11 protein-coding genes are annotated in these 10,151 nt (G+C 34.9%); 6 read left to right on the forward strand and 5 right to left on the reverse strand.

Going from position 1 to position 10,151, the window contains the following annotated elements:
- Positions 1 to 1,037 precede the first annotated feature (1,037 nt).
- Positions 1,038 to 1,709 (forward strand): hypothetical protein, encoded by a 672-nt coding sequence (locus tag D1953_RS04910; protein WP_119116050.1) that lies wholly within the window; start codon positions 1,038 to 1,040, stop codon positions 1,707 to 1,709.
- A gap of 248 nt (positions 1,710 to 1,957) precedes the next feature.
- Here D1953_RS04910 and D1953_RS04915 read toward each other — a convergent pair whose 3' ends face one another.
- Positions 1,958 to 2,929 carry a quinone oxidoreductase family protein gene (locus D1953_RS04915; protein ID WP_119116051.1) on the reverse strand — a complete coding sequence of 324 codons (972 nt, stop codon included), beginning with the start codon at positions 2,927 to 2,929 and terminating at the stop codon, positions 1,958 to 1,960.
- Positions 2,930 to 3,171: 242 nt separating this feature from the next.
- Here D1953_RS04915 and D1953_RS04920 point away from each other — a divergent pair, with 242 nt between their 5' ends.
- Complete coding sequence (locus tag D1953_RS04920) at positions 3,172 to 3,498, forward strand: winged helix-turn-helix transcriptional regulator (protein ID WP_425454248.1); 327 nt, start codon at positions 3,172 to 3,174, stop codon at positions 3,496 to 3,498.
- Positions 3,499 to 3,976: 478 nt separating this feature from the next.
- Here D1953_RS04920 and D1953_RS04930 read toward each other — a convergent pair whose 3' ends face one another.
- Complete coding sequence (locus tag D1953_RS04930; protein ID WP_119116053.1) at positions 3,977 to 4,276, reverse strand: hypothetical protein; 300 nt, start codon at positions 4,274 to 4,276, stop codon at positions 3,977 to 3,979.
- Between the two features lie 326 nt (positions 4,277 to 4,602).
- Here D1953_RS04930 and mobQ point away from each other — a divergent pair, with 326 nt between their 5' ends.
- Complete coding sequence (gene mobQ / locus D1953_RS04935; RefSeq protein WP_119116054.1) at positions 4,603 to 6,531, forward strand: MobQ family relaxase; 1,929 nt, start codon at positions 4,603 to 4,605, stop codon at positions 6,529 to 6,531.
- 279 nt (positions 6,532 to 6,810) lie between these two features.
- On the opposite strand, the gene D1953_RS04940 is transcribed toward mobQ, so the two are convergent.
- The 3 genes from D1953_RS04940 to D1953_RS21655 form a co-directional block, all read right to left on the reverse strand.
- On the reverse strand, positions 6,811 to 7,407 hold the full coding sequence (locus tag D1953_RS04940; protein WP_119116055.1) for a MarR family transcriptional regulator: 597 nt from the start codon (positions 7,405 to 7,407) through the stop codon (positions 6,811 to 6,813).
- 182 nt (positions 7,408 to 7,589) lie between these two features.
- Positions 7,590 to 8,003: a hypothetical protein gene (locus tag D1953_RS04945; RefSeq protein WP_119116056.1), complete on the reverse strand. Its 414-nt coding sequence runs from the start codon at positions 8,001 to 8,003 to the stop codon at positions 7,590 to 7,592.
- On the reverse strand, positions 8,000 to 8,284 hold the full coding sequence (locus D1953_RS21655) for a hypothetical protein (RefSeq protein WP_245979919.1): 285 nt from the start codon (positions 8,282 to 8,284) through the stop codon (positions 8,000 to 8,002). The genes D1953_RS04945 and D1953_RS21655 overlap by 4 nt, the downstream gene beginning before the upstream one ends.
- Positions 8,285 to 8,565: 281 nt before the next feature.
- Between D1953_RS21655 and D1953_RS04955 the strand changes: the two genes are divergently transcribed.
- The 3 genes from D1953_RS04955 to D1953_RS04965 all read left to right on the forward strand — a co-directional run.
- Complete coding sequence (locus D1953_RS04955; protein WP_119116057.1) at positions 8,566 to 9,195, forward strand: IclR family transcriptional regulator; 630 nt, start codon at positions 8,566 to 8,568, stop codon at positions 9,193 to 9,195.
- A 146-nt stretch (positions 9,196 to 9,341) separates the two neighbouring features.
- On the forward strand, positions 9,342 to 9,920 hold the full coding sequence (locus tag D1953_RS04960; RefSeq protein ID WP_182480506.1) for a DUF3990 domain-containing protein: 579 nt from the start codon (positions 9,342 to 9,344) through the stop codon (positions 9,918 to 9,920).
- On the forward strand, positions 9,914 to 10,151 hold a 238-nt coding region (locus tag D1953_RS04965; protein ID WP_119116059.1), incomplete at its 3' end, for a hypothetical protein. The genes D1953_RS04960 and D1953_RS04965, both read left to right, overlap by 7 nt.

Consider the following 10,151-nt stretch of genomic DNA (forward strand, 5'->3'; position numbering starts at 1 on the left):
AAACAGTCCCTTTAAAGGGACTGTTTTTGTTCGTTTGCAAGACTCCAACCCTGCTCGACTTCACTCATGAACCGTGCTTATGACAAGATTTCAATATAAGTTACCTTAATCATGTTATTTTTAGTAACTAATATCAAGTGGCACCATTATTTTTATTGGTTAACTAGTTAACTCCTTATATATCAATGTTTTAAAGTTAACCCATTACCGAAGTTCAATACATACAGCTAGCCTTAAAGGCTAAGAAGTTGCCATAAAGGCAACCGTTTAGTCTGTAAGGAAGCTTGCTAGTAATTTCGAGAAATCCGGCGAAAACGGGAGAACAGCCTTTTCGTTTATGAAGGGCTTTTTCACGTTATTTCCCACCATCAAAACCCCTGAATTTCGCCGATTTTGGCTGAATTCAGGGGTTGACTTCGTTTTTCGCTTCCATGATGGAACCTTATGTGAACTAGATTGGTATAGAGTATTCATGTGTTCCTTAGAAACCTTGTTCAACTAAAGGGCCATATTATTGAGGAAACACCCTGAAATTGTGAAGCTTTACACTTAAAGGGGCAGGTTTATTTAAGAAAGAATTGTATTATAATGGTGTTTCATATGACATATAAGGGTGAAAAAATGAAACTCTATAATTTTACATTGGTTTTGATTTTATTATTAAATACTACTTTTATTATTAACTTTTTCAAGTTTCCCAATTACTCATATATTTGGTGGTTTATTCTTTTTATTGCTGGATTAGTTTTTTCGATTAAATCGTTGAGGAAATATCGTTCTAATAAAAATAAGATTTATCTTTCTGTAATTGCAATTGTAGTTAATATTATTAGTTTAAGTCTTTGCTTTTTAGTCATATTTGCAGAGTATATCATGGGACCACCCGCTTAAGATAAAAAATTCGCTTCTTCAAGTAACGGGTGCAAGAGTTGAAAAGGAATTGCTGCGGCACCTCTTTTTCTTATTCGACTAACGGTTAATTCAAGAAGAAAACAAATTTATAATATAATTTAGCCTAAACTTAGGAGGAATCATTGATGGAGTCGTCCCAATGGTTGCAAGGAGGTCCTTTCCTTGAAGTTAGTTTCTTGTTGGAACTTAAAGAAGCGAAAACAAAAGGTATACAGGATATTATTAATAAGTTATCTAAAGTCACAAATAAAATTGAAATCGTTGATAAAAACATTGATGAAATTATTGATTTTTTTGAAAGAGGTTATACCTATGATGAAGAAGACCCAGAATCAATTTGCTTACATTCTTTAAAATTGAGATTATATGTCTATTTATCCAAGAAACGAAAGACGACATTACAAATAGAAAAGGTTTCTTCAAATGCATTAATGGTGAATTTTTGGTTCTTTGGCTCACTCTTTGATGCCCCGGAATGGGATCAGATTGGAATAAAGGAAGACGAAATTACAGACTTTACAGATTTTCTTATGGAGTTGTTTTCAGTTTATAAATATAAAGTAGGTGGAATTGCAATCGAAGAAGATATCCTTGACTTATTTGACTGTAACGAAACATATCCTAACGAATGTTATTGTTATGAGAAAGTATCTCCTGACCATTTTCTTCAAGAACCATCTCATTTCATAAATATAGTTTGGAATGAAAAGTACAAGCAAATAAACCATATTCCTTATAATCATAAAAGGTTTGATAGGGAAGGAATTCTTATCAAAACGGGGAGTTTCAATGACTAACCTTATGCAATTAAGGGCGCTTTAGCGGAAGAAAAGCTTGTATAAAACCCCACTTTTTTATACAGCTGCCAGGCTTCTTCAAAAGCCAAAAACGTTGATCTATCAACGATGTATAAAGTCGTGCATAATCGATAAAAAACAGACAAGAGCCAAACCCTTGAACTAGATGGGTTTGGCGTTTTGGCGTACTTCTGAAAATTGACTTTATGTTAACTAGAAATGTATAGAGTATACACTTTTTTCTTTAATTAGATCGTAAAAATGATTTTTCCAATTGCTTTTCGTGAAGTAAGATGTGAAAATGCTTGATTCCATTGTTGTAGAGAGAATGTTGAATCAATAACTGGACGAATTTTTCCTTCTTCAGCTAACTGAATAATATGTTGAAGTGCTGATTGAATAACTTCCTCTGGGATAGCGTAAATACTGAATCCAATAATCTTCGTCGCTTTCGCTAAAAGATCCATTAGATTGATCGTTGTTTCCATACCAGCAGCATACCCAATACTTACAAGACGACCAGCTTGTGCTAAGGAACGAAGGAGCAGACTTGTTCCATTACTACCTACTGGATCAAGCGCTACATTAATACCGTGATCATTTGTAATACGAGCAACGCCTTTGACAATGTCTTCTTGTGAAAGATTAATAATCCCTTCTGGTTGAGCTGTTAAAGCTTGTTTTGCTTTTTCATCCGATGACACGATAGCAATTGGTTTAGCACCTAATGCTTTGGCAAGTTGAAGTGCTGCATAACCAACTGATCCTGTTGCGCCTGCTACTGCAACCCATTCATCTTTTTTAATTTCACCAGAATAGGTTAATGCTAAATAAGCAGTTAAATAAGAAACTGATAAAGCAGCACCTTCTTCAAAGCTAAAGTTCTCTGGAAGAGGAATTAATTGATTTTCAGGTACAACCATAAACTCTTGATGTGTACCGTCTTTGTTAACACCTAGCGCTCCACCCTGAATAATCACTTTTGACCCTTTAGGAAACTTTGATGAGTATTCTACAACTCCTGCCCCTTCATTTCCGAGAATAAGTGGAGGATTTTTAGCAAATGGTAAATGACCTGATTTAACTGTTAAATCAAGGGGATTTAATGCTGCAGCATATACTCTGACTAAAGCCTCTCCTTGATTGGGGGTTGGTTTGTCTCTTTTTTCAAGTACGATTTCAGCATTTTCTCCATATTTTTCAACAACTAGAGCTTTCATTTTATCAATTCCTCTCTACATTTTGTAAGTTTTATTTATGTTCAATTTGATTCATTGCTATCCATATGACACACTATACTAATATTCATGATTAACTCGCTAAAAACTGTTGCAGGTTCGTTAAAGTGATTATAATATGTAATAATCTTTAATATAAGTACGCACTATAAAGTGGTATAGTACCTATTAGGAAACCATTGATGGAAACAATAAAAAAATGGAGAAAAGCCCAACATATGAACATAAAAAAAACTGATCCAGTAGAAGCTACTTTAGAATTAATAGGGGGAAAGTGGAAGCCGTTGATCATTTGGCATCTAACGGATAAAACTATGCGATTCAGTGAATTAAAAAAATCGCTTCCAAAAATTACACAAAAAATGTTAACTCAACAACTTCGTGAAATGGAATATCATGGGCTTATTCATCGCAAGGTTTATGCTCAAGTACCACCTAAAGTAGAATATTCACTTACAGAACTAGGAGAAAGTCTAGTACCCTTTCTAGAAATAATGTGTCAATGGGGAACTAAGTATCTTAAAAATGTGAAGAATAAAGCAGAAGATTAAAAATGTAGCGATATTGATTGCCGATAACATAGCATTATGTTAACTAGATAAAATGAATAATTATCCAATGTGATACAATTGGAAATGTACTTAACTTTTTACAATTTACTTTCAAAAAGGTGATGTCAATATGAAGGATTTTCTATCTAGTTTTCTCCTTATTACTAGTTGGCTCATATTTGCTATAAGTGCATATCTATTATTCTGGGCAATATTAATACCTTTATGGGCTTTTATTCCTTTCTGTTTAGTCCTGGGTATTGGCTTGCTATGTTTTTATTGTTCAAAAAAACTTGATAATAGACAGAAAACTGAGTGATTTTTTAACTCAAAGTATAGCTTCTTATTCAAGTAACGGGTGTTTCGTTTAAGAAGATGCCTACAAAAAGAACTCATAAATGGGTTCTTTTTCTTTTGATGAAATATCAACCCCTGAATAGATAATGAAATAAAAGAAAAAATCTATAAAACTCCTAAATTAACTGTCTTTATAAATAATTTCATCTTTTCCTTTGAATTTTTCCAAATCTATATTTATTAATTTTTCTCTATGTTTCTCAACAATTCCTTTCATTCCAAAAGCTATTTTCTCAGCTTGATCTACATCCTCAATATCAAAATACTTCTCAAAAATCGCCCCTACTTGAATCAATCGTCGCGTACGCTCCTTCCTTTCCTTTTCCTTCATTCGACTTTCAACCTGCTGCTTTCTCGCCTTCAACTGCTCCAACTTTTTCTCTAATTCTAGTAAACGTTCTGCATCTGTTTTCCTCGCCACCTGTCCTCATCCTTCCGTTGGTTTTAGGTTTATTCTATCTCACCAAGTTAAATTTTCCCACTCAAAGAATGACTACTAATCTATTAATGTGTTACAATCATCCCAACGAAATAAAATGAGGAAGGGCGCACTTATACAAACTTCGTTTGTGTGCGGTTGCTTCGCAACGGAAAAGCAAATTCGCCAATGGCGAATCCAAAAACGCAAAACCCTCATTCAGCTTACAGCCGAATGAAAAAAAGAATCGACCCAATCGGCCGATTCTTTCTCCATCCTGCCTTCGGCAACATGGAGAACATCTACTACCCAAAAGGAGGTGCTTAATCATGGCGATTTACCATTTCTCTGCACAGATGATTTCCAGAAGCAAAGGACAATCGGCAGTCGCTGCGGCTGCCTATCGTTCTGGTGAACGATTAAAAGATGAACGGACTAACGAAAGAAAATTTTATAAACGAGAAGTGAAACCAGAAACCATGATTTTGGCACCTTCACATGCACCAGAATGGGTACAAGATCGAAACCGTCTTTGGAATGAAGTCGAAGCATCCGAAACAAGAAAAAACTCACAAGTCGCAAGAGAAATCAATATCGCTTTGCCTAGAGAATTATCAAAACCAGAACAAGTCGAACTCATTCGTGGCTATGTTCAAAAAGAATTTATCGAGCAAGGCATGATTGCAGACGTAGCCATCCACCGAGATGACCAAGAAAATCCGCATGCTCATGTGATGTTAACCACTCGTGAAATTTCAGAAGAAGGCTTTACGGTTAAAAATCGTGATTGGAACACAAAAGAATTATTAGAGCAATGGCGTGAACAATGGGCCGAACATGCGAATAAAGCCTTAAAACGTGAAGGAATTCAAGACCGGATTTCTCATCTTTCTCATGAAGCCAGAGGACTAGAAGTACTTCCTACTGTTCATCTTGGTCATGTGGCTCATGAAATGGAAAAGCGCGGTGTAGAAAGCGATCGAGGAAATATCAATCGTGATCGTGAAGAATATAATCGTGTTGTCGTGGATCTACAAAAATACCGGGAAGAAAAAAGAGCCCTGGAACGGGAATTAACTCGTCAACAAGAACAAAAACAAAACAAAGAACGTTTCTATACAGCTGCAGAACGTGTTCATTTACAAGAAGCTGCTAAACTCTTACAAACTGAACCTACTTTGCCAAACATAACGAAAAAACGTGAACAGCTTCATCAATGGGAAAAAGAAGTTCATACCCATACACAAGCAATTCGCTTAAAACAAGACACCATCAACGAAGTCGACAATCATTATAAATGGGTTCAGACCTTTAAAAATCAGATTGAACAAGCTCAGCAACGAATCGATCAAATCAATTGGCTGAATCCGTTGAAAATCAAAGAAAATCGAATCACAAAAGAAAAAGCTATTCAGGAAATTGCTTTTGCAAACAATCAAATCCAATCCCATGACGAAAAGCTAAATGATTACCGAATTCGACTTGAATTTAGTACCGAAAAGGAATTTCGTGACATTCAACATCTCTATCAAACCAATTATCCAAGACTCTTAGAAGAAAATAGACAAACACTTGGACACATCCATCATGAACGAGATGTCTTAGAAAAGGCAGAAACGGCCCATAGAAGCGCTTTTGTACGTCGAGTAGTGTCTTCCTATCCCGAACGACCTGAAATGCGTTATATAAGCTATGAGACGGCTCAGAAGATCAATAAACTTCAAACGTTGAATCAAAATAAAGTCATACCGATTGAACAAATGGAAAAAACACTAAATAGCCGGAAAAATGAAATTCAAAGGCTTCATGGTGAACTAGATCGAGTGGATCAGCACCGATCACGTTTACAGCATGCGGAAAGATATCTAAAACATTACGAACAGCAGCATACCACTGTTGAAAAAATAGAAAACAATCCTTTCCTTAAAGGAAAAATACTCATTTCCAAATCAGCTAAACAAGACTATGAACAGGCCATTACTAAACGTGATCAGTACCATGACTTGATGAAAAATGAAGGCGTTTCTGGAAGAACTGACTTTCAATCACAGACTGAAACATTAAAAAGAATGGAAACACAAATACCTAAAATAGAAAATCAAATTCAGTCCCAACAAAATGGACTTGATTTACTTGAAAGCATTATAAAAGGTATTGAACAAGCAACTAGAAATATGCAGTGGGACCAACAACGTCAAAATCGTCAGCAACAGAAACCAAAAAGAGGAAAACAGCAGCAATGGGGAATGGACAGATAACAGAGTCTTACAAACTAGGTTTTTGGCTGCCTTTAGTGCAGCCTTTTGGCCTTAAAGGCTTATGTTTTTCAAACGTAAAAAAATATAAAAATAGGGGTTGCTAATTCGTAGCCGAATTGCTATTAAATATAAGAGTAAGAAGGAGAGATAGTATAAAAGTGGGTTAAACCCTTGGTATTACTGCTTTTTTGGGTAGTCCCGTAGTAATGAAAAATCATTACTTTCGTAATGAAAAATCATTACTACGAAACAAATAAAAAAGAGCCTTAAATTTAGGCTCTAAAATAATTTTTCCGGTAATTTTTTTAATACAGCAGGAGTTTTTCTAAACATAGCTTTTAAAGTTCCATTAACATTGTCTCTGTCGCCCGAAAACATAATATGAGGATTTACAAATAAAGCATATGCCCTAACATTATTATCTTCTAAACCACTTTCAGAACGTGCTAAAATGCCTTTATCAATTAACCCTTTTATAATCGGATTTACATTTTGCTTTTTCTTTCCCAAAACCGTTGCAAGATCACTTTGAGTCAATGGTGTTGAATTGTTTTTTTTGCAATCTTCTACAATACAATTAGATTCAATTTCAACGTGAGGTGCAATGTCCATTAAAAAAGTCTTTTCAGCAGTAGTTAAATATTTAATATCACGTAAATATAATAGATTTGGCTGGTTCAATTGAACAAACCTCGCTTTATTCTTTATTTTCTTTTCAGGAATTAAAAGCATTCCCCTAGCTGTTGCTTTATTCTGCAATTCATTTGCTATCTGAATTTCTTCATCAGTTAAAGCCTGCTGTTTTTTCTCATTTTCAATATCTCTTAATCTTGCTTTTCTTTCAGCTTCATCAAAATTAACACTATTTTTTTTCATCTAATTCCTCTCCCCATATGGCAGGAATTAGCCCCAATATGTTAGAATATGAATATATATGTAAGTAAATAAAGGGATACTAATTCCTTTCCCATTTTGCAGAAAAGCCCTCCGAGTCCTCGAAAACTTGAGGGTTTTTCTGTTTTTTCTATTTCGACAATACCAATAATTTCCCCTTTTTTCTAGTTATTTTCTAACTTCGCTTTTAAACTTGCTAGAAGCTTATCATCCACTCGTTTCGGTTTATATCCCATTCTATCAATTAAGATACCTTCTATCACCCTCATACGAGCCGTATAACGCCTATAATCACTTTCCGCAAAGGCTAACGTATCTGAATCTATTACAATGCCCTCTGGAGCCTTCTGAACGCTTCTCATGAGCCTATAACATGTTGAACGTTCTTCCCTCACTAAACGAAGTAAAATCAAAAGATCATATGTATGAAAAAGAGAAAGCTCACTAAATGGCAGCTCACATTGTTCCAGGAATAAATGATCTCTCAATTGTGGCCGTCTTGCTTTCAATGGTGCTTCACAAAAAGTGCACAGAGCACTTTCGTGACTATTTTCTTGACCGCAGTAAAAACAAATCATGAACGCTCTCCCTTTTCTTCCAGACCATTTAAAATGAACTCTCGAAGATACGCAGACATCGCCATATCTCCTTTTTTACCCTCAATCTCTTTCCAAACTTTATCTGGTAAAGTGATCGAAACCTTTTTTGTCACTCCAATCGCAGGGCGACCGGCTCCCTCACGATAACCGCCATGCTTTGCCCGACAATCTAAACAAGTATTGTGCTCCTTGTATGCTTTCTCATAAACACGACTTTGAATATCCAATTGTTTACTACATTTAGAACATATAAAAAGCATCTTACTTCCTCCCTTTGATTTTAGTTACTCTAATAATATTATTTTAGGTAACTAAAATCAAATTATACCACCTATTTGCAATAAGATATTGCAAATAAACTACATAAACGTTGCACAGTTTATTCTGCATAACTAGTAAAATAAAACCTAAAGGTTAAAAGGTTGCCCTAAAGGCAACCTAGTCGTTAACACTTCCACTAATAATGAGTGCTGCCACATTAAAAACTACTTAAGAGGATATTGGCCTTATATCGCCAATATAAAGGTAAGAGGTGAATGCTATGAACCACAAAAAAACTGATTTTGACATTCTAGATGATGTAATAGATATGCATGTTGAGTTAAAAACCAGTGACATTGCAGAAAACTTAAAAATGCCTGAAAGTACGGTAAGAAAGTATGTCGCATTACTAGAAAAGGAAGGATATGAACTAATCAGGAACGACCTAGATCACAGAGTTTACACCCAGCAAGATCAGCAAGCAATTTCTCAAATGTTAAAACTTAAGAAAGACAAGAAGATTGGGCCAGAAGCAGCTGCTGCTATAGTGGCATCACATTATCGTAAGGCGACACAAAATGTATCGGAGGTAATCCCTTATGGGACAAGCATTCAAGATAAAAGTGAACGACATGAATTATCTGTTGTAGCGGACCAAATAAGAACCATTCAAACTCAAGTTGAAGGCCTTATGAATAAAGAACAAGGCCAAGCAATTCTTAATGCTTTAGAACATATTGCATCTTCCAGTGAAGAAAGCCGTCAAGAAATGCAGAGAATGAGACGAGATTATGAAGTGATGAAAGAAAAAGTTGATATTGTTAATGACTTTATTCAAAAACAAGCTGAATCTGGAAACGGAGAATCAAAGAAAAAGAGAAGTGTACTGAATCGACTATTCGGTAATTAGTTATATGTACTCAACAGCCATTAGGCATTAGCAGCTGTTGAAGTAGGTGTCAAATCCAATCAATGTATCAACATATTTATGATATTATTTTTTAAATGGAATTTTTACAGCCGGAACATATTATAAAATAATAGGAGCGAATTTATTTGCCTGAAGTCGAATTTCAACCCACTACTTTTTTCTTTCATGGTACAAACAATCTTTACGCCAAACTGATTTCAAAAGAAATAATAATAACGAAACGTAAGGGAGCCGGTGTGGATTTTGGACCTGGTTTCTATTTAACTCAGAATATAGAACAGGCAAAAGAATTTACAAAGATCCGGACAAAGACTAACAACTGGGCAGTCCCTCAAAAAAATATATTAGATAAGTTAAACATGAGCGTCTCCGATTTTTTAGGAATGAAAAATCAGTTAGAACCAGTTATAATGGTTTACAAGCTTAAAAACCCTTCATATTGGGAAGAACTAATCAAGGATAAACAATTAATCCTTTTCAACAAAGCTAATATGAACTGGAAAAGGCATGTATGGACTTGGAGACTTTCTGAGGAACCACCTATTGACTGGTTAGCTACATTTGGTCCTGTTGCTGATGGTGGTGGAATATATAGTTCAACATTTGAAAATATTAAAGCTTTTGATGGTATGGATCAATTAGCTATACATGATGAAACATTAGTAAATGACTATTTAGATTTAGTGGAGGTGACTACATGTTAAAAGAAAACATTGTAATTCAGGAAACTGAAATCCTTACAGGTTTAATTGCAAGAGAATTAGTCGCTGTTTTCGGAAAAAGTGAAAACGAGGCCAATGAATTAATTGAAAAATTTGAGGTTAAAAATAACTTGATTAAAAATCCAATTCTTCTACATGATTCACCAAATCACTGGGCTTTAGCTCTTTTAACTAATAATAATGATGTAGAAGCCATCGAAAAATATTTAAATT

It is taken from the genome of Peribacillus asahii (assembly GCF_003570725.1).
Taxonomy (GTDB): Bacteria; Bacillota; Bacilli; order Bacillales; family DSM-1321; genus Peribacillus; species Peribacillus asahii.

What these genes read in the sequence shown, in the direction of transcription:
- D1953_RS04915 (WP_119116051.1), bottom strand. Translation starts at nt 2,929, where the DNA reads ATGAAAGCTCTAGTTGTTGAAAAATATGGAGAAAATGCTGAAATCGTA.
- mobQ (WP_119116054.1), top strand. Translation starts at nt 4,603, where the DNA reads ATGGCGATTTACCATTTCTCTGCACAGATGATTTCCAGAAGCAAAGGA.
- D1953_RS04910 (WP_119116050.1), top strand. Translation starts at nt 1,038, where the DNA reads ATGGAGTCGTCCCAATGGTTGCAAGGAGGTCCTTTCCTTGAAGTTAGT.
- D1953_RS04945 (WP_119116056.1), bottom strand. Translation starts at nt 8,003, where the DNA reads ATGATTTGTTTTTACTGCGGTCAAGAAAATAGTCACGAAAGTGCTCTG.
- D1953_RS04940 (WP_119116055.1), bottom strand. Translation starts at nt 7,407, where the DNA reads ATGAAAAAAAATAGTGTTAATTTTGATGAAGCTGAAAGAAAAGCAAGA.
- D1953_RS21655 (WP_245979919.1), bottom strand. Translation starts at nt 8,284, where the DNA reads ATGCTTTTTATATGTTCTAAATGTAGTAAACAATTGGATATTCAAAGT.
- D1953_RS04955 (WP_119116057.1), top strand. Translation starts at nt 8,566, where the DNA reads ATGAACCACAAAAAAACTGATTTTGACATTCTAGATGATGTAATAGAT.